The organism is Lawsonella sp. (assembly GCF_011525565.1).
GTDB classification, from domain to species: domain Bacteria; phylum Actinomycetota; class Actinomycetes; order Mycobacteriales; family Mycobacteriaceae; genus Lawsonella; species Lawsonella clevelandensis_A.
Map to the genome: position 1 here is coordinate 34,906 of NZ_WVRS01000002.1, position 16,998 is coordinate 51,903.

Below are 16,998 nucleotides of genomic sequence, written 5' to 3' on the forward strand. Positions count from 1 at the left end.
ACTGCTACTTTACGTATAGGAAGGCTGATATGACTACTCAGAAGATCTCAAATACACTTTCTACCTCGGCTAATAGCGCATTAAAAACCCCAAACACAGTCCCCCAAAATAATTCTTGTCTGGGATGGGCATTACGGCTTCAACCGACTTCTGAATACTGTTTCAACGAATCTGCTTCGCTTGAACTACAACACATTCTTCGACATAACCCTCATGCACTATTGACGGTTTTAACACTGTACAGATGCACTTTTTATGGAGGAAACACCACTAATTCACAACTCCGGTGGGAAGACCAAGATGTACAGATCTCCGTCAGTTACCGGTGTCCTCCCCTCTTGGACGCACCGGACAATACCGCAGCTATGGATGCTCTCCAAGAATCTATCCATGACGATCAACAAAGCGTGCTCGCCTGGGCTCGACATGCGCATTGGCATGTATCGTCACTCCTGTGGGAAAAGACGCTCCAAACAGCGCGTGAGTGGGAAACTGTCAGCACGTTTCACCATCCCCCGACGCAGCAAAATGAGATATATCAGCTAGCATCCTGCGCCCCCACAACAACTCAATCGACAAAATTACGTATTACCAACCGAGTATGGTGGGATGACGTCTCTCAATGCTTTATGGTCACAGAATGCTCCTACCACGATTTCAGTAGCGCCCCCAACTACCAGAGTGACCCCCTCACTATGTCGAACCAACTGATGAGGAATCACTGTCCGTGCCGCAGCTGGGCACTACCCACCCCATGTAGCAGTATTCTTATCGGCGTCACCGACAGCGGAGAACCTGCTAGCATAAACCTCCAATTCGGTAACCGAATGGCGATGCTACACACCTATGACGACACTACTGCCACGTGGCATCCGCTTCTTTTTAACACCTGCCTGCGCGCAGCCGCAGCGGGACTAAGAGCTTACGTAGTTACGCACACACCAGAACCATGGATTAAATTACGCACCTATGTCGGCCGTCAACAACTAACATTTTTAGAAGAGGCCCATGAGGATCACTATCCTCGACAATTACTCTTCTGGGATTGCCCGGAACCCCCACCCTATGACATCCTCAATCGTTATTCATCAGTGGGCACAGTGGTATGGACACGCGCAGAAAAAGTATCACAATGCGCCACTCTCTTCCCCACCTATGTAGTGGAATGTCACTGGCCGGAGACACCACAACACCACATAGAGCAATACACAGGCACACTCCATAGGCATGGTGAGACTCTTCCCATCCGCTGCGTAGCGGATCATCCCCAATGAGAAACGTCAATCACACTCGCATGCTTGCCGCATACCCCGCGTTTGTTGCTGACGACACTCTAAATCGCGGTCCTGTGGATAGTCCACACGGTAAAGACAAAGACCACGAGCTTCCGCAACTGGTACACATGGATTACGCGTTCCCGGTCCTAAGAGACTAGCCGGCCATTCTACAGGTTTCCGCCCATCCCCCACTAGGAACATAGCTCCTACCAGACTGCGTACCATCGACCAGCAGAAAGCATCCGCCGTAACGTAAGCCTCAAGAACCGGGCCAAGAGTTTCCTTTCGCCATTGCCAATCGAAACGTTGCAGATCGCGAATAGTAGTTGATCCTTCTCTGAAGCGGCAAAAGGCGGAAAAATCGTGCAGACCCACCAGCATCTGGCTAGCGGCGTTCATACGGTCACAGTCAAGCGGACGATGCCAAAACGATGTATCCCTTATCCGCAAAGGATTTTCTCCAAAAGGCTGATTGGCCACGCGATAAACATAATGCCGACGAAGCGCTGAGAAACGAGCGTCAAAAGCTAGAGGGACTTCTGAAACATTAGTGACTGTTACATCATGAGGCAGGACACGTGCGAGACGTCGCACAAGACGCTGTGGATCACCACTAAGAGAGCGAGTATCTAGGCATTGTTTAGGAATATCAACATGCGCAACCTGTCCCGTAGCATGAACCCCAGCATCTGTACGGCCAGCTACAGTCAACCGAAGAGGCGTTTGTAAGACAAGCTCCAATGCCCTTGTTATCTCCCCACATACAGTTCGCTGTGCAGGTTGTAGTGCCCAACCAGAGAAGTCAGTGCCGTCATAAGCAATATCGAGACGCAACCGCATCGTTTCGTCCATTTCTTCTCCTTGCTCTTCTCTGTAGTGGTTAGCCTACATAGAAAAGTGCCCCTGTCGTAAAACAGGGGCACTTTTTGCTCTAGTGTGTAGGATCTACGAATTACACACGCGTAAAGGTTTTATCCTACTTCTGCTGAGACTTGGGCTTCTCGTAGCCAGCAGCCTCTGCATCTTCTTCGGTAGCAAACCAAATCTGAGCAACGGTGCGATCGTAGAAGCTGGAGCCCGGAACGTGATACTTCTTGGAGTTGGCGTTGCCCTTAATAGGGAAGCCTTCCGGAGCCTCATTGGGATCCTCGAGCGGTGCATGTGCACCTGCAGGTAGATCATTATCGGAGTCAGCAGCCTTAGCAGAATCGTGTGCAGACTCTGCCTTAGCGGTTTTACCTGCTTCCTTCTTAGCAGCCTTATCCTCGCTGGCCTTCTTGGAGGCAGCAACGCGGGTAGCGCGGGAAGCTTCAGCAGTGGCAGTGGACTCGGTAACGAGGGAGATCTGCGCCATAGGAGCATTGTCACCCTTGCGGTTTTCGAGCTTGATGATGCGAGTGTAACCACCGTCACGCTCAGCAAACATCGGGCCAATTTCTTCGAAAAGCTGGGCTAGCGCATCTTTGTTGCGGATGGCTTTAGCAGCATTACGGCGGGCAGCGAGAGAGCCGTCCTTGGCCTTGGTGATGAGCTTTTCAGCGTAGGGACGAAGGCTCTTGGCCTTTGCCTCAGTGGTGGTGATAGCACCGTGCTCGAACAGCTGGGAGGCCATATTGGCCAGGATTTTTTCCTGGTGGGAGGCCGAGCCGCCGAGTCGGTTACCCTTCTTGGGTTTTGGCATGATTTTCTCCTGTTAAGGGATTGGCGAGACTAAAGCTGTTCGGTCTCGGAGTAAGTGTCAGTACCCCAGCCGTTGCCGTCTTGGTCGTAACCGTCCATCATTGTGGCATCAAAATTGGGGTCGGCATCCTTGAGGGTGAGACCCAGCTCAGCAAGTTTAAGCTGAACTTCCACAATGGATTTCTGTCCGAAGTTACGAATATCCAACAGATCGGACTCCGTACGGGCAACCAGTTCACCAACAGTGTGGATGCCTTCGCGCTTCAGGCAGTTGTAGGAACGGACAGTGAGATCAAGATCATCGATCGGCATGGAGTATGCAGCAATGTGATCATGCTCAACGGGGGAAGGCCCAAGTTCAATGCCTTCGGCTTCAGTATTGAGTTCGCGGCAAAGACCGAAGAGCTCAACCAAAGTGGTACCAGCGGAAGCAAGAGCATCGCGCGCAGCGATGGAATTCTTGGTTTCTACGTCAATAACCAGTTTGTCGAAGTCGGTGCGCTGCTCAACGCGGGTGGCTTCTACCTTGTAGGACACCTTCAACACGGGAGAATAGATCGCGTCCATGGGGATACGACCAATCTCGATACCCTGTACTTTGGTGTCGGGGGCGGGCACGTATCCGCGACCACGCTCGACAACCAGCTCCATATCCAGATTGCCCTTTTCAGACAGAGTGGCGATATGGAGGTCAGGATTATGGATGGTGACGCCAGCAGAAGGAACAATATCCGCACCCGTGACCTCACCGGGTCCCTGCTTACGCAAGAACATAGTGACGGGCTCATCGTCTTCCGAAGACACAACGAGATGCTTCAGATTCAGAATAATTTCCGTAACGTCTTCAGTAACACCAGTAATGGTGGAGAACTCGTGAAGGACACCTTCAATGCGCACAGAGGTAATAGCTGCACCCGGAATTGAGGACAGCAGTGCACGGCGTAGCGAGTTACCAATGGTGTAACCGAAACCAGGCTCAAGAGGCTCGATAGTGAAGCGTGAACGGCTTTCACTGACGACTTCCTCGTGCAGGGTGGGGCGCTGAGAGATCAGCATGGGTTTTCTCCTTACGGGCGACCGCTATATGACGCCCATTGAGGGATGATCACTAATGCGATCAGATTACTTCGAGTAGAGCTCGACGATGAGCTGTTCCTGAACGGGAACATCAATCTGAGCACGCTCAGGCAGCTGGTGCACGAGAATGCGGAGATTAGATGGAACAACCTGTAGCCAACCCGGAACGGTACGGTCTCCAAGGTTATCCAAGGCATCCTGGAATGGCAGCATCTCTAGTGACTTGGGGCGCACGTCGATGATGTCATACTGGGATACGCGGTAGCTCGGGATAGTCACTTTCTGGTCATTCACCAGGAAGTGTCCGTGGCTAACCAGCTGGCGAGCCTGGCGGCGAGTGCGAGCCAGACCTGCGCGGTACACAACGTTGTCGAGGCGAGACTCGAGAATCTGCAGGAGGTTCTCACCGGTCTTGCCGGGACGACGGTTAGCTTCTTCGTAGTAGCGACGGAACTGACGCTCGAGGACGCCGTAGGTGTAGCGGGCCTTCTGCTTTTCCTGAAGCTGAACGAGGTATTCAGATTCTTTGACGCGGTTACGTCCGTGCTGACCCGGGGCGTACGGGCGACGTTCGAATGCAACATCTCCACCGACAAGATCTACCTTGAGACGGCGAGATTTTTTAGTGATAGGTCCGGTATAACGAGCCATGATTTATCTATCTCCCTTTCCTAGACCCGGCGGCGCTTCGGCGGACGGCAACCATTGTGGGGCTGCGGGGTCACGTCAGAAATCGTGCCAACCTCAAGGCCGGCAGCCTGGAGGGAGCGAATGGCGGTCTCACGGCCGGAACCGGGACCCTTAACAAGGACGTCAACCTTCTTCATGCCCTGATCCATAGCCTTGCGGGCAGCATTTTCGGCTGCCAGCTGAGCGGCGAACGGGGTGGACTTACGAGAGCCCTTGAAACCCACGTGGCCTGAGGAGGCCCAGGAGATAACAGCACCGGAGGGGTCGGTGATAGACACGATGGTGTTGTTGAAGGTGGACTTAATGTGAGCGACACCGTGCTGAACGTTCTTCTTCTCGCGACGGCGACCGCCCTTAACGGTACGAGTCTTAGGAGGCATTACTTCTTCTTCCCGGCGATAGTCTTCTTCGGGCCCTTACGAGTACGGGCGTTAGTCTTGGTGCGCTGACCGTGAACAGGCAGGCCACGACGGTGACGCATGCCCTGGTAGCAACCGATTTCCATCTTGCGGCGGATGTCGGCCTGAACCTCACGACGGAGGTCACCTTCTACCTTGTAGTTGTTCTCGATGTGATCACGCAGTTTGGCGATATCATCATCGGTCAGATCCTTGGAACGAAGGTCCGGGCTGATGCCGGTGGCGTCAAGGATATCCTTGGCGGACTTCCGGCCAATGCCATAAATGTAGGTGAGTGCGATCTCCATCCGCTTTTCGCGGGGAAGATCAACACCAGCAAGGCGTGCCATAGAGGCATTTCCTTCCAGTACAGTGACGGTTTTCTCCCATTCCATCCCCGCATTCCACACATTGTCTCTTGTATGGACGAGGCCTCAGCCGTCACAGCCGAGGATATTGCGAGAGTCCACAGACACTCACAAGGCAGTGGGAGGCGAATATCTTACTTGTAGCGGTAAACGATTCGCCCACGAGTGAGATCGTACGGGGACAGTTCAACGACGACACGGTCCTCGGGGAGAATACGGATGTAGTGCTGACGCATCTTTCCGCTGATGTGGGCGAGCACCTTATGTCCGTTCTCTAGCTCGATGCGAAACATTGCATTCGGCAGAGGCTCGATAACACGGCCCTCAACCTCGATGGCTCCCTCTTTCTTGGCCATATCCTCTACTATCCAGACCGGTAGCCGGTCTTCTCGTTGACAATTCTTTTTGGATCACCTCTTGCACAATCAATCCCATCCAATCCCATAGTTTTAGAAAGAGAATGAGCTATTGTGCAGCAGGCGCTACTGATCCGTTTCTAGGCACACTTATAGAAAGGTACCGTGGTTCAAGTCTAGTCATTACTAGCTAAATGCCGCAAATCCTGCACAAATAGGATCTGCTACTGTTCGCGCGCAGTGAGAATGCGCGGCCCATCTGAGGTTGCCGCAACCGTGTGTTCCCAATGTGCCGCACAGGATTCATCATCCGTAATAGTGGTCCACTGATCGGACAACTCAACAGTCCAGGGACTCCCCAAGGTCAGCATAGGCTCAATGGCCATGACTGAGCCTTCCTCAATATAAGGGCTACGATGCGCACGTCCTTCATTGGGAAGATATGGATCCATGTGCATTTCACGACCTATGCCATGCCCACCAAACTCTTTGATAATGGCGAAAGAGTAACCATAATGACGGGAGGCTTTTTTCGTGGCGTTCTCAATGGCATGCGAAATATCGCCAAGGCGATTTCCTGGGACCATCTGCGCAATTCCAGCGTTTAATACTTCCCTAGTAGCAGCGTTGAGGGCAGCAACATCCGGGGCAACTTTTCCGATCTCGACGGTGATAGCAGAGTCCCCATGCCAGCCGTCCAGGATAGCGCCACAGTCTACGGAAAGAAGATCTCCTTCTTTCACAATGATATTTGCGCGAGGAATACCGTGCACAACAACTTCATTGAGGGAAGCACATATCGTGCCGGGAAACCCCTCATAGCCTTTGAAGGAGGGAACGGCGCCAGCATCGCGGATAACACTTTCAGCGAGTGTATCCAGCTCTAAAGTGCTCACACCCGGAACCGCGGCAGCCTGAACAGCTAACAGAGCTTTACCGACAATGCGGCCGGCAGCTTCCATAGCGTCCAGTTCACCGGGGGTCCGGGTGGGAACAATATGTCGTGTAAAAAGACCCATGAAGTGGGTACTCCTCCACTACTTCTGCAGAGCAGCCATAGTACGGTCGTGAATCTCTTCTACCGTACCTACAGCATTAATAGGGAGGAGGATATCTTTGTAGTAGTCGATAAGTGGCTCAGTCTCACGGCGGTACACCGACATGCGGTTACGAATGACATCTTCAGTATCATCCGCGCGTCCGCGCGCAAGCATACGTTCGACAACAGTATCTTCATCAACTTGGAATTCGATGACGGCATCGAGTTTAACGCCTCGTTTGGCGAGCATTTCTTTAAGGGCATCAGCTTGCTCTACCGAACGGGGGAAACCATCAAGAAGAAAACCATTCTGGGCATCAGCGTCATCTAAGCGCGCATCAACCATACGGTTAGTAATCTCAGTTGGGACAAGATTACCGGCATCCATATAGCTCTTCGCTTCTAGACCCAGCTCTGTACCTTCGCCGATATTGGCACGAAACAGATCCCCAGTAGAGATGTGGGGAATGCCAAGTTTCTCGGAAAGAAGTACGGCCTGGGTGCCTTTACCTGCCCCGGGGGGGCCAACAAGTACGAGTCTCACTTGAGGAATCCTTCATAGTTACGTTGCATCTGCTGGCTTTCCAGCTGCTTAATGGTATCAAGTCCAACACTGACCAGAATTAGAACAGCAGTACCACCGAACGGGAAGCTGTGGCCAGAAGCACCAGCACCAAGGCTAATAAAGAGGTTCGGCAAGATAGCGATAATGGCAAGGTAAATGGAACCGACAAGGAGCAGGCGGTTCATAACGAAACCAAGGTATTCCGCAGTGGGACGACCAGGGCGAATACCAGGAATGAATCCGCCATACTTCTTCATATTGTCTGCCTGCTCAGTGGGATCAAACTGCACTGACACGTAGAAGTAGGAGAAGAAGATAATAAGAGCAAGGTAGAGAAGCGTGTACTGCCATGTGGAAGGCTGCGTCAACCACGTCATAACGTGTGTATCCCACCATGAAGCGGCATGCTCTGGCCCCTTCGACTGCTGCACAATTTCTGTAATAAGAACAGGAACGTAGATCAGTGAGGAAGCGAAGATGACGGGGATAACGCCGGCCTGGCAGACCTTGAGAGGAAGGTAAGTGGAAGCACCACCGTACATGCGGCGCCCAACCATGCGCTTGGCGTACTGCACTGGAATACGACGCTGTCCCTGCTCAACAAACGTCACAGCGATAATAATAACGAGAGCAGCAACAACAACTCCGGCGAAACGGAAGCCACCGGACTGGCGCAGAATAGAAGCACCTTCCACCGGCATACGAGACGCGATACCGGCGAAGATGAGAAGTGACATGCCGTTACCGATACCACGGTCAGAGATCAATTCGCCCAACCACATGAGGAGAATTGCACCAGCGGTCATCACTAGAATGGCGGTGACCATCTCCAGCATTTGGAGTCCGTCTCCACCTTCTGTATCAAAAACTTCAACGCCTTGGAGGAAATTAGAGTTAGCAGCTGCAGCCATAGCTACCACGCCAGCAGCCTGGAGGAGGGCAAGGGCGACGGTGAGGTAACGCGTGTACTGCGTCAGCTTTGTCTGGCCAGATTGGCCTTCCTTCTTTAACTCTTCAAAACGGGGAATAACGACAGTCAACAGCTGGACAATAATTGATGCCGTAATGTACGGCATAATGCCCAAAGCGAAGATAGACAACTGTAGTAACGCGCCACCAGAGAACAAGTTAATGAGCTGGTAAACACCATTAGAGCCGTCATTTGACTGCATATTGTCAAGCGCTGCCTTAACCGCAGTGTAGTTCACACCGGGAGACGGAATCTGGGCGCCAATGCGGTACAGAATAATAATGCCGAGGGTGAACAGAACCTTCCGACGAAGTTCCTTATTCTTCCAGGTGGCAGCTATGCGTGATGACACTTATCCTCCTGCCAGGGTAACCAGGTTGGTTACCGCTGAGACGTGCGTGTGTGGCGGAGTAATTCCGTCACGTTAAGGTTGCGGCTACGTCTTAGCCACAACGACTATTCGAGAATATCAGGATTATAGGAAAAGAGTGACCACGGGTCGCCTTCCAGCGGAAATGCGACCACGTGGTCACCACTACTGTCTCTAGATAAAGAGTTAGGCCTCAATAACGGTTATGGAACCGCCAGCAGCCTCAATCTTTTCCTTGGCAGCACCGGAGAACTTGTGGGCGCTTACCTTAACGGGCACGGTGATGTCGCCATGGGCGAGTATCTTAACGAGCTCGTTTTTCTTCACAAGGCCTGCTGCCTTGAGATCGTCAAGGGAAACCTCTCCGCCCTTGGGGAAAAGTCGTGCCAAGTCGGAAACGTTGACAACGGTGTATTCCTTACGAGCAGGGTTAGTGAATCCCTTAAGTTTAGGAAGACGCATGTGGATAGGCATCTGGCCACCCTCGAATGCCGGTGAGACATTCTTACGGGCCTTTGTACCCTTAGTACCGCGTCCAGCAGTCTTACCCTTGGAAGCCTCACCACGGCCAACACGAGTCTTGGCGGAGGTGGAGCCTGCTGCAGGCTTGAGATCATGAAGTTTAATGGTCATGTTTTACTCTCCCGCTACTTCTTCTACCTCAACGAGGTGGCGAACAGCGTTAATCAGACCACGTACCTGCGGGGTATCCTCGCGAACTACGGACTGATGAATCTTGTGCAGGCCAAGAGTACGGAGAGAAGCCTTCTGATTTGCCTTGGCTCCTACAGTACCGTGAACCTGAGTCACTTTAAGTGCCATGACTATGCCTCCTGTCCTGCAGCACGCTTACGCAGCATACCGGCCGGAGCAACCTCATCCAGAGCCTTGCCACGACGAGCAGCAACGGCTTCCGGACGCTGAAGTTGCTGAAGACCATTAACGGTGGCATGCACAACGTTGATGGCATTATCGCTACCCAGCGACTTGCAGAGAATATCGGAAATGCCAGCAGCTTCAAGCACTGCACGAGTAGCGCCACCAGCAATCACACCGGTACCTTCAGAGGCAGGACGCATCATAACAACACCAGCGGAATCCTCTCCCTGAACCGGGTGAGGAATAGTGGTGCCGATAATCGGGACACGGAAGAAGTTCTTGCGAGCTTCCTCGACGCCCTTGGAGATAGCGGCTGGAACTTCCTTGGCCTTGCCGTATCCTACGCCGACCATACCTTTGCCATCACCAACAACGACAAGAGCGGTGAAGCTGAAGCGACGACCACCTTTGACAACCTTGGCGACACGGTTAACGGCGACAACGCGCTCGATGTAGTTGTTCTCTTTCTCCTCGTTACGAGCGTTACGACGCTCATCACGACGACCGCGACGCTGCTCGCGGTTATTGGCGGAATTCTGTCCGCCTTCACGACGCTGATGTTCTGCCATTAGAACTCCAGACCTCCTTCACGAGCGGCATCGGCAAGTGCGGCGACACGGCCGTGGTACTTGTTACCACCGCGGTCGAACACAACCTGTTCAACACCTGCAGCCTTGGCACGGGCAGCGACCAATTCGCCGACCTTAGCAGCCTTAGCCTTCTTGTCGCCTTCTAGGGCGCGCACATCAGCTTCAATGGAGGAAGCTGCGGCAAGAGTGTGTCCAGCCTGATCATCAATGAGCTGAACGTGAATATTACGGGTAGAACGATTAACGACCATGCGCGGACGTGCAGCAGTGCCAGCAACCTTCTTGCGGAGGCGAGAGTGGCGGCGAGCACGAGCATTGCGACGCTTGGTGGATTCATCCTTACCGATGTTCTGACGCTTTTCTTCAGCCATGCTTACTTACCAGCCTTTCCGACCTTGCGGCGAATTTGCTCGCCTTCGTAACGGATGCCCTTGCCCTTGTAGGGGTCGGTCTTCCGCAGACGGCGGATATTAGCGGCAACCTGGCCAACGAGCTGCTTATCGATACCACTTACGGCAAATTTAGTGGGACCATCAGTGGTGAAGGTGATGCCTTCTGGAGCCGCAACGGGCACAGTGTGGCTATAACCGAGGGAGAACTCAAGGTCTTTACCCTTTTGCAGAACGCGGTAGCCAACGCCGTAGATTTCCATGTTATTGGTGTAGCCTTCGGTAACACCAATAACCATGTTGTTGATGAGGCTGCGGGTAAGGCCGTGCAGTGCACGGTTTTCGCGCTCATCATCAGGACGCTCGACGACGATAGCACCGTCTTCGTTGCGGGATACCTTCATCGGCTCAGTAACAGTGAGGGAAAGGGAACCCTTGGGGCCTTTTACCTCAATGTTCTGGCCATCAATTTTCACTTCCACGTTTGCTGGTACAGCAACGGGATTCTTACCAATACGTGACATGTGCCAGTCCTCCTTACCAGACGTAGGCGAGGACTTCCCCACCTACACCCTTCTCGGTTGCCTGACGATCGGTCAGCAGTCCCTGGGACGTGGAGATAATAGCCACACCCAGACCACCTAGAACGGTCGGCAGGTTATCAGACTTGGCGTACACACGGAGACCCGGCTTAGAAATGCGACGCAGTCCTAGAATGCCCGGCTCACGGGAAGAGTTGTACTTAAGCTCAATGGTGAGAGTCTTACCGACTTTGGCGTCTTCAACGCGGTAGTCTGCAACGAAACCCTCATTCTTCAAGATCTCAGCAATATTGATCTTGAGTTTGGAGGCCGGCATTGCGACCTCACTGTGGAATGCAGAACTTGCATTACGAACACGCGTAAGCATATCTGCGATCGGATCGGTCATCGACATGAGCGATCTTCTACCTTTCTCGCCGTGGTTCCCATACAACATGACGCGGAATACCGCCCCATCGTGGGCCTTCTGCGAAGTAATTCGTGAACCGAAGTGGTTTTCCACTCCGGCAAGGTTCTGCGCAACTGGATCACAGTTCTAGCTGGATCCAGCCTCACAGCGCCCCAACTTATTTGTTGTTTTTCTTTTTGAAGGGGAAGCCCAGCTCGCGGAGGAGTGCGCGTCCCTCATCATCATTCACCGCGGTGGTGACGACAGTGATGTCCATACCACGCGGGAAGTCAATCTTATCAACGTCCAGCTCGTGGAACATGGACTGTTCGGTAAGACCGAAGGTGTAGTTGCCGTGTCCGTCGAACTGGCGGTCAGAGAGACCACGGAAGTCGCGAATACGCGGCAAAGCAGTGGTCAGTAGACGGTCAAGGAATTCCCACATACGGTCGCCACGGAGGGTGACGCGGGCACCAATGGCCTGTCCTTCGCGCAGTTTGAAGTTAGCGATGGACTTGCGGGCACGACGAATCTCCGGCTTCTGGCCGGTGATGGCGGTGAGGTCGCTCACTGCACCGTTGATGCGCTTTGCATCGTGGGCAGCGGCGCCAACACCCATGTTGACAACAACCTTGGTCAGACCAGGAATCTGCATGACGTTCTCGTAGGTGAATTCCTTCTGGAGAGCGTCGCGAATTTCATTCTGGTAACGGGTCTTAAGACGGGGGGTAAGGGCATCGGTCATGATTAGAGATCCTTCCCACTCCGGCGAGAAATACGGACTTTCTTGCTGTTCTCGTCCTTACGGTATCCCACCCGGGTTGGGGTGCCTTCAGCGTCAAGAACCATGACGTTGGACACGTGGATGGGGGCTTCCTGCGTTACAATTCCGTCGGACTCGGCGCCGGCTTCATTGGCAGGGTTAGCGGTGTGCTTCTTAATACGGTTAACGCCTTCGACGAGAACTTTGTTGGTCTGCGGGTAGGCTTCAATAACCTTGCCCTCGACACCCTTGTCCTTGCCAGAGATCACGAGAACTTTATCGCCCTTGCGTACCTTCATTACAGCACCTCCGGAGCGAGAGAAATGATCTTCATGAACTGACGGTCGCGCAGCTCACGAGCAACGGGTCCGAAAATACGGGTACCACGAGGCTCATTGTCATTCTTAATGATGACAGCGGCGTTCTCATCGAAACGAATGTAGGAACCGTCAGTGCGACGGGTTTCCTTCTTGGCACGAACGATAACGGCTTTAACGACATCGCCCTTTTTAACATTGCCACCGGGGATGGCATCTTTCACAGATGCGACGACGACGTCGCCAATCCCGGCATAGTGGCGACCAGAACCACCGAGTACACGGATGCACAGCAGCTCGCGTGCACCAGTGTTGTCGGCGACCTTAAGCCGCGACTCTTGCTGAATCATTTTTACTCCTGACCAGGAATCTTATACGTATATGAGATTTCCGACCTGCATATACGCGGTCGTATGAAAAGTGTCTTTGTTGTACTGGCGCAAGCCAATTCGGTTTGCTCTAACTGCCCCACTGAAAACCTTCTAGCAAGGTCTTTTAGACACAGCTGTACCAGTACAGACAGCAACTGTATAAGTATAGAATTCTGCAGGTAAATGACCAAATTAGAGCAACTACACCATCACCGCACTGTCACTGTACCCAGTTCCCCTGTTGAGAAAAATCTTCTATGTAACTAGCGGTGACACCACGACACAGCGCTACTGGTGACAATCTAGGCCATGCGGACGTGTACATCCCCACCATAGTTGTCTGTTCCACAAGAAGAGGACTGCCCTGAATAGCAAAACGTGGTTCGCACGTAAAAGTAAAGGTAGACACGCCTTCACCATTATCCTTGGGATAGCTGAGAATGACGGAGTTATCGAAATTATGGGAGCCTCTCCCAGAGTAATCGATGGTATTTACTACAGGTCGAGGGTATTTATCACGTGAAATTAGCTGGTAAATGCGACCCTGCCGTACGTGATCATCAAATTGAATAACTGCAAGAGACGAATTAGCTTTATCGTGTGCTATAACCTCCCCTACACGCTGTTTCTGTCCTTGCTTATCAAGTTTTGAGACGACAGTACCCGTCGGACCACAATCAGTTGTCGTAATACCGTAAAAATGTCCATCCCGCTGAAACACATAGCCAGCCATACACTCTGTAATGTCCATTTCACTGGAAGCTTCGCTCACGACATGGACAAGCGGATCTGCTTCATTAACCACGTCCGAGCCATCAGTTCTCTCATCCAGTGGTGATGCATAAACCGGTACAACTGCACCTGTAGCACCAACTACCACAATGCTACTTATTAATAATCCCAGCGCTTTAACCATGCATTTCCAACGTCCGGGGGAGAAAAAAGGACGGTCGAGTAGTAGTGGATAGTTATGGTCAACACGACGCTTCATAGGGCACAATCTAATCTACTTATGTCAACAGTTAACTAGATTGATGAACCTGAACGCTAAACAGGTGAAAGCTCATCAATTGCCATTATGACGATGACATTTACAGTATCTACTCCACCTTTTTAGAGGAGACAAGCATCTAAAGGAATGTAGAGAAATGTGTTGCCTTGATGACGAGACAGGCGCACTAATAAGCTATCAAGCTATCAATCTATCTCTTCTCGAGAGTGCCGTACTTATTAAGAACACGGAAAGCATCCTCATTGTTCTTGTAATACGGTAGATAGACATTCTCATAGATGTCTTCGTAGATTGCCACGTTGGCAGCGTGCGGCATAAACACACGTGCCTCTCTACGCATGGCGTTAATTCCCTCTTCAACATTTTTAAAAACGCCAACTGCTTTACCGCCAAGAATAGCAGCACCGATAGCGCACACTTCTACATTGTCGAGACGAACTGTGGGGCGGTTAAGAATATCTGCAGTAATCTGCATACCCACATCGGATTGAGAACCACCGCCGCAGACAATAACACGCTTCGTTTTCTGATGAGAGGCCTTCTCTATAACATCAAGTCCCTGGCGCATAGCGAATGCGATTCCCTCCAGGAAACAGCGATAAATATCCTCGCGCCGATGTGTGTCGGTAAGACCCACAATAGAGCCACGCGCATCCGGGTGGAACCCTTCATGTTGTGTAAAGAAGGGGAATAAGAAAAGACCACGGGAACCTGGCGGAACAGACTGCGCAGCCGTCGTCATTTCACTTAAAAACTCGTCATAGCTTTCATAATGGCCTGCATACTGCCAATAAAGCCACGTAATAAGCCAATACCCTCGATAAATATGGAATTCTGCGTTCCACTTCTTCGGTAATGCTCCCGGAAATGTATTGAATTTGAAGTGAAGATCGCTGACGGGTTTATTCATCATGACAGATAGGGACGCCATAGTACCGTATGAGATAACAGCTTCCCGCGGGGTAAAGGCTCCCGCACCTAAAGATTCAACCTGCTTATCCCCTGCCGTTGCGACGACGGGTAAGCCCTCGGGAAGTCCGGTAGCTTGAGCTGCCTCTGTGGTAATTGTGCCTAAAATATCCCCTTGTTTTACCAAGGTGAACATTTGATCTCGACGTACCCCAAAGACCTCGTACATAAAATCAAACGCGAACCACGTTTCGTGGGCGGTGTCGAAGGGGAGGTAACCACACTGCATACCAGTAGCGTCAGCAGTGTTACCAGTAAGTTTTAATGTTAGATAGCCGGAAAGAGTGCAATAATATGCGGCTTGTTGATGGACTTCTGGCTCATGATATTTAATCCAATTGAATTTTGAATTAGAGGCAGCATAATCCATAAGTCCACGTGCTACACCGGAGACAAGACGCGTTTTCATCGTGGCCTTATGGTGAATAGCATGGACAGCTTCTGGCGTCTGTCTTTTATCTAGCCAGATAATCCAATCCCGCAAAGGGGTGAGGTTCTTGTCAAGCGGCATAATGTTGTCGCGATTCGCTGTAATAGCAAGCGAGCGAATATTCTTCTTCTCATCCCCCAGCTCACGGGTGACCTCTGTAAGAATATCCTTGCAGTCATTCCACACTTGATCAGAAGGCATTTCTGCCCAACCAGGTTGTTGTGAGTAATACGGTTGAGCTGTACGACTTGCCTGGGAAATAACGTTACCGTGAGTATCGAAAACGATAACGCGACTACTCTGCGTTCCGATATCCATGACAGCTAAATAGTCTTTTCCCATGACAAACCCTTCAGGCGGGAATAGTGTTTCTCTCCACTCTATTCATATATCTTTAGTTCGATCAAATAATGGAATAGTGCTTATCGCACGCTCTTTCAGAACTATTCATAACCATTAACACTGGTCCAACAATACTGGTCCAGCCTTGTATCTATGTAACGCGTTTATATGACAAACATGTCCTCATTACATATATGGAACTGCCCCACACGTCATCCGTGTGGGGCAGTTCCATATTGTATTCTCTATCTCTCCTAGATGAACTAGTGAGAGCCACTAAGGTATTTACTTAGCTTTCTCAAGGATCTCAACAAGACGCCAGCGCTTGGTAGCAGACAGCGGGCGAGTTTCCATAATACGCACGCGGTCGCCAATACCAGCGGTGTTGTTCTCATCGTGAGCCTTCACGCGAGAAGTACGGCGAATAATCTTGTCATAAAGCGGGTGCTTAACGCGATCTTCAAGTTCTACAACGACAGTCTTGTCCATCTTGTCGGACACGACATAGCCGATACGAACTTTACGACGTCCACGCTCTTCAGTGTCGTTAGCCACGGTATTTTCCTTCATTACTCGTCACCGCCCGGGACAGCACTGAGGCCGAGCTCACGCTCGCGCAGTACGGTGTAGATGCGGGCAATGTCCTTGCGGACGACACCGAGTCGGCGATTGTTATCCAGCTGGCCAGTAGCAAGCTGGAAACGGAGGTTGAACAGCTCCTCCTTGGACTCACGAAGCTTTGCTTCGAGGTCGGCATTGCTGAGCTCACGCAGCTCAGCGGCAGAAGTTCCGAGTGCCATTAGAACTGCTCCTCCCTAGCGACGATACGGGTCTTAATAGGAAGCTTATGCTGGGCGCGGCGCAGGGCCTCGCGAGCAACAGCCTCGTCCGGGTAAGAAATCTCGAAGAGAATTCGGCCGGGCTTGATATTGGCAACCCACCATTCAACGGCGCCTTTACCGGAACCCATTCGGACTTCGGCAGGCTTCTTGGTGAGTGGACGGTCCGGGAAGACGTTAATCCAGACCTTGCCGCCACGCTTGATGTGGCGGTTAATAGCAATACGAGCAGCTTCAATCTGGCGGTTGGTCAAGTAGACCGGCTCCAGAGCCTGCACACCGTAATCACCAAAGGTAAGTTTATTTCCACCCTTAGAGATACCGGTACGTACCGGACGGTGCTGCTTGCGATGCTTGACACGACGAGGGATAAGCAT

General features: G+C 51.9%; 25 protein-coding genes. 1 reads left to right on the top strand and 24 read right to left on the bottom strand.

Features of this window, described 5'->3' with window-relative positions; genetic code table 11:
• The first annotated feature begins 338 nt into the window (after positions 1–338).
• The gene (locus QZV76_RS02435; protein ID WP_290595743.1) at positions 339–1,274 is read left to right on the top strand and encodes a hypothetical protein; all 936 of its coding nucleotides are present in this window, start codon (positions 339–341) and stop codon (positions 1,272–1,274) included.
• 6 nt (positions 1,275–1,280) lie between these two features.
• Here QZV76_RS02435 and truA read toward each other — a convergent pair whose 3' ends face one another.
• From truA to rplP, 24 genes are all read right to left on the bottom strand, one after another.
• Positions 1,281–2,129 carry a tRNA pseudouridine(38-40) synthase TruA gene (gene truA / locus QZV76_RS02440; RefSeq protein WP_290595745.1) on the bottom strand — a complete coding sequence of 283 codons (849 nt, stop codon included), beginning with the start codon at positions 2,127–2,129 and terminating at the stop codon, positions 1,281–1,283.
• 124 nt (positions 2,130–2,253) lie between these two features.
• Positions 2,254–2,958: a 50S ribosomal protein L17 gene (gene rplQ, locus QZV76_RS02445; protein ID WP_290595747.1), complete on the bottom strand. Its 705-nt coding sequence runs from the start codon at positions 2,956–2,958 to the stop codon at positions 2,254–2,256.
• A 29-nt stretch (positions 2,959–2,987) separates the two neighbouring features.
• Positions 2,988–4,013, bottom strand: a complete 1,026-nt coding sequence (locus QZV76_RS02450; protein WP_290595749.1) for a DNA-directed RNA polymerase subunit alpha — start codon at positions 4,011–4,013, stop codon at positions 2,988–2,990.
• 66 nt (positions 4,014–4,079) lie between these two features.
• Positions 4,080–4,685 (bottom strand): 30S ribosomal protein S4, encoded by a 606-nt coding sequence (gene rpsD, locus QZV76_RS02455; protein ID WP_290595751.1) that lies wholly within the window; start codon positions 4,683–4,685, stop codon positions 4,080–4,082.
• Between the two features lie 20 nt (positions 4,686–4,705).
• Positions 4,706–5,104, bottom strand: coding sequence for a 30S ribosomal protein S11 (gene rpsK, locus QZV76_RS02460; protein WP_290595753.1), 399 nt, complete (start codon positions 5,102–5,104; stop codon positions 4,706–4,708).
• The gene (rpsM, locus tag QZV76_RS02465; RefSeq protein WP_290595755.1) at positions 5,104–5,472 is read right to left on the bottom strand and encodes a 30S ribosomal protein S13; all 369 of its coding nucleotides are present in this window, start codon (positions 5,470–5,472) and stop codon (positions 5,104–5,106) included. The genes rpsK and rpsM overlap by 1 nt, the downstream gene beginning before the upstream one ends.
• Positions 5,473–5,624: 152 nt before the next feature.
• The gene (gene infA, locus QZV76_RS02470) at positions 5,625–5,846 is read right to left on the bottom strand and encodes a translation initiation factor IF-1 (RefSeq protein WP_040804562.1); all 222 of its coding nucleotides are present in this window, start codon (positions 5,844–5,846) and stop codon (positions 5,625–5,627) included.
• 224 nt (positions 5,847–6,070) lie between these two features.
• Entirely contained in the window at positions 6,071–6,865 is a 795-nt protein-coding gene (gene map / locus QZV76_RS02475) for a type I methionyl aminopeptidase (protein ID WP_290595765.1), read from the bottom strand.
• Between the two features lie 18 nt (positions 6,866–6,883).
• The gene (locus QZV76_RS02480) at positions 6,884–7,429 is read right to left on the bottom strand and encodes an adenylate kinase (RefSeq protein ID WP_290595767.1); all 546 of its coding nucleotides are present in this window, start codon (positions 7,427–7,429) and stop codon (positions 6,884–6,886) included.
• A complete protein-coding gene (gene secY, locus QZV76_RS02485; RefSeq protein ID WP_290595769.1) occupies positions 7,426–8,772 on the bottom strand; it encodes a preprotein translocase subunit SecY in 1,347 nt (448 codons plus the stop codon). The genes QZV76_RS02480 and secY overlap by 4 nt, the downstream gene beginning before the upstream one ends.
• A 204-nt stretch (positions 8,773–8,976) precedes the next feature.
• Positions 8,977–9,423 carry a 50S ribosomal protein L15 gene (gene rplO / locus QZV76_RS02490; RefSeq protein ID WP_290595771.1) on the bottom strand — a complete coding sequence of 149 codons (447 nt, stop codon included), beginning with the start codon at positions 9,421–9,423 and terminating at the stop codon, positions 8,977–8,979.
• Between the two features lie 3 nt (positions 9,424–9,426).
• Positions 9,427–9,612, bottom strand: coding sequence for a 50S ribosomal protein L30 (rpmD, locus tag QZV76_RS02495; RefSeq protein ID WP_290595773.1), 186 nt, complete (start codon positions 9,610–9,612; stop codon positions 9,427–9,429).
• A 2-nt stretch (positions 9,613–9,614) separates the two neighbouring features.
• Entirely contained in the window at positions 9,615–10,238 is a 624-nt protein-coding gene (gene rpsE / locus QZV76_RS02500) for a 30S ribosomal protein S5 (protein WP_290595775.1), read from the bottom strand.
• A complete protein-coding gene (rplR, locus tag QZV76_RS02505) occupies positions 10,238–10,630 on the bottom strand; it encodes a 50S ribosomal protein L18 (protein ID WP_290595777.1) in 393 nt (130 codons plus the stop codon). Before rplR ends, rpsE begins: the two co-directional genes overlap by 1 nt.
• Before the next feature lie 2 nt (positions 10,631–10,632).
• On the bottom strand, positions 10,633–11,172 hold the full coding sequence (rplF, locus tag QZV76_RS02510) for a 50S ribosomal protein L6 (RefSeq protein ID WP_290595779.1): 540 nt from the start codon (positions 11,170–11,172) through the stop codon (positions 10,633–10,635).
• A 13-nt stretch (positions 11,173–11,185) separates the two neighbouring features.
• The gene (gene rpsH, locus QZV76_RS02515) at positions 11,186–11,584 is read right to left on the bottom strand and encodes a 30S ribosomal protein S8 (protein ID WP_290598286.1); all 399 of its coding nucleotides are present in this window, start codon (positions 11,582–11,584) and stop codon (positions 11,186–11,188) included.
• Positions 11,585–11,756: 172 nt separating this feature from the next.
• Positions 11,757–12,323, bottom strand: a complete 567-nt coding sequence (gene rplE, locus QZV76_RS02520; protein WP_290595781.1) for a 50S ribosomal protein L5 — start codon at positions 12,321–12,323, stop codon at positions 11,757–11,759.
• A gap of 2 nt (positions 12,324–12,325) precedes the next feature.
• Positions 12,326–12,640: a 50S ribosomal protein L24 gene (rplX, locus tag QZV76_RS02525; protein ID WP_290595783.1), complete on the bottom strand. Its 315-nt coding sequence runs from the start codon at positions 12,638–12,640 to the stop codon at positions 12,326–12,328.
• The gene (gene rplN, locus QZV76_RS02530) at positions 12,640–13,008 is read right to left on the bottom strand and encodes a 50S ribosomal protein L14 (protein WP_290595785.1); all 369 of its coding nucleotides are present in this window, start codon (positions 13,006–13,008) and stop codon (positions 12,640–12,642) included. The genes rplX and rplN overlap by 1 nt, the downstream gene beginning before the upstream one ends.
• A 241-nt stretch (positions 13,009–13,249) precedes the next feature.
• A complete protein-coding gene (locus tag QZV76_RS02535) occupies positions 13,250–14,020 on the bottom strand; it encodes a hypothetical protein (RefSeq protein ID WP_290595787.1) in 771 nt (256 codons plus the stop codon).
• Positions 14,021–14,231: 211 nt separating this feature from the next.
• Positions 14,232–15,758 (bottom strand): FGGY-family carbohydrate kinase, encoded by a 1,527-nt coding sequence (locus QZV76_RS02540; RefSeq protein WP_290595789.1) that lies wholly within the window; start codon positions 15,756–15,758, stop codon positions 14,232–14,234.
• Positions 15,759–16,067: 309 nt separating this feature from the next.
• A complete protein-coding gene (rpsQ, locus tag QZV76_RS02545; RefSeq protein ID WP_233404247.1) occupies positions 16,068–16,352 on the bottom strand; it encodes a 30S ribosomal protein S17 in 285 nt (94 codons plus the stop codon).
• Complete coding sequence (gene rpmC / locus QZV76_RS02550; protein WP_053961745.1) at positions 16,352–16,582, bottom strand: 50S ribosomal protein L29; 231 nt, start codon at positions 16,580–16,582, stop codon at positions 16,352–16,354. Before rpmC ends, rpsQ begins: the two co-directional genes overlap by 1 nt.
• On the bottom strand, positions 16,582–16,998 hold the full coding sequence (gene rplP, locus QZV76_RS02555) for a 50S ribosomal protein L16 (RefSeq protein ID WP_290595794.1): 417 nt from the start codon (positions 16,996–16,998) through the stop codon (positions 16,582–16,584). The genes rpmC and rplP overlap by 1 nt, the downstream gene beginning before the upstream one ends.

Coding starts and splice junctions, on each gene's coding strand:
- truA (WP_290595745.1), bottom strand. CDS start 2,129: ATGGACGAAACGATGCGGTTGCGTCTCGATATTGCTTATGACGGCACT.
- rplQ (WP_290595747.1), bottom strand. CDS start 2,958: ATGCCAAAACCCAAGAAGGGTAACCGACTCGGCGGCTCGGCCTCCCAC.
- QZV76_RS02450 (WP_290595749.1), bottom strand. CDS start 4,013: ATGCTGATCTCTCAGCGCCCCACCCTGCACGAGGAAGTCGTCAGTGAA.
- rpsD (WP_290595751.1), bottom strand. CDS start 4,685: ATGGCTCGTTATACCGGACCTATCACTAAAAAATCTCGCCGTCTCAAG.
- rpsK (WP_290595753.1), bottom strand. CDS start 5,104: ATGCCTCCTAAGACTCGTACCGTTAAGGGCGGTCGCCGTCGCGAGAAG.
- rpsM (WP_290595755.1), bottom strand. CDS start 5,472: ATGGCACGCCTTGCTGGTGTTGATCTTCCCCGCGAAAAGCGGATGGAG.
- infA (WP_040804562.1), bottom strand. CDS start 5,846: ATGGCCAAGAAAGAGGGAGCCATCGAGGTTGAGGGCCGTGTTATCGAG.
- map (WP_290595765.1), bottom strand. CDS start 6,865: ATGGGTCTTTTTACACGACATATTGTTCCCACCCGGACCCCCGGTGAA.
- rplO (WP_290595771.1), bottom strand. CDS start 9,423: ATGACCATTAAACTTCATGATCTCAAGCCTGCAGCAGGCTCCACCTCC.
- rpmD (WP_290595773.1), bottom strand. CDS start 9,612: ATGGCACTTAAAGTGACTCAGGTTCACGGTACTGTAGGAGCCAAGGCA.
- rpsE (WP_290595775.1), bottom strand. CDS start 10,238: ATGGCAGAACATCAGCGTCGTGAAGGCGGACAGAATTCCGCCAATAAC.
- rplR (WP_290595777.1), bottom strand. CDS start 10,630: ATGGCTGAAGAAAAGCGTCAGAACATCGGTAAGGATGAATCCACCAAG.
- rplF (WP_290595779.1), bottom strand. CDS start 11,172: ATGTCACGTATTGGTAAGAATCCCGTTGCTGTACCAGCAAACGTGGAA.
- rpsH (WP_290598286.1), bottom strand. CDS start 11,584: ATGTCGATGACCGATCCGATCGCAGATATGCTTACGCGTGTTCGTAAT.
- rplE (WP_290595781.1), bottom strand. CDS start 12,323: ATGACCGATGCCCTTACCCCCCGTCTTAAGACCCGTTACCAGAATGAA.
- rplX (WP_290595783.1), bottom strand. CDS start 12,640: ATGAAGGTACGCAAGGGCGATAAAGTTCTCGTGATCTCTGGCAAGGAC.
- rplN (WP_290595785.1), bottom strand. CDS start 13,008: ATGATTCAGCAAGAGTCGCGGCTTAAGGTCGCCGACAACACTGGTGCA.
- QZV76_RS02535 (WP_290595787.1), bottom strand. CDS start 14,020: ATGAAGCGTCGTGTTGACCATAACTATCCACTACTACTCGACCGTCCT.
- QZV76_RS02540 (WP_290595789.1), bottom strand. CDS start 15,758: ATGGATATCGGAACGCAGAGTAGTCGCGTTATCGTTTTCGATACTCAC.
- rpsQ (WP_233404247.1), bottom strand. CDS start 16,352: ATGAAGGAAAATACCGTGGCTAACGACACTGAAGAGCGTGGACGTCGT.
- rpmC (WP_053961745.1), bottom strand. CDS start 16,582: ATGGCACTCGGAACTTCTGCCGCTGAGCTGCGTGAGCTCAGCAATGCC.
- rplP (WP_290595794.1), bottom strand. CDS start 16,998: ATGCTTATCCCTCGTCGTGTCAAGCATCGCAAGCAGCACCGTCCGGTA.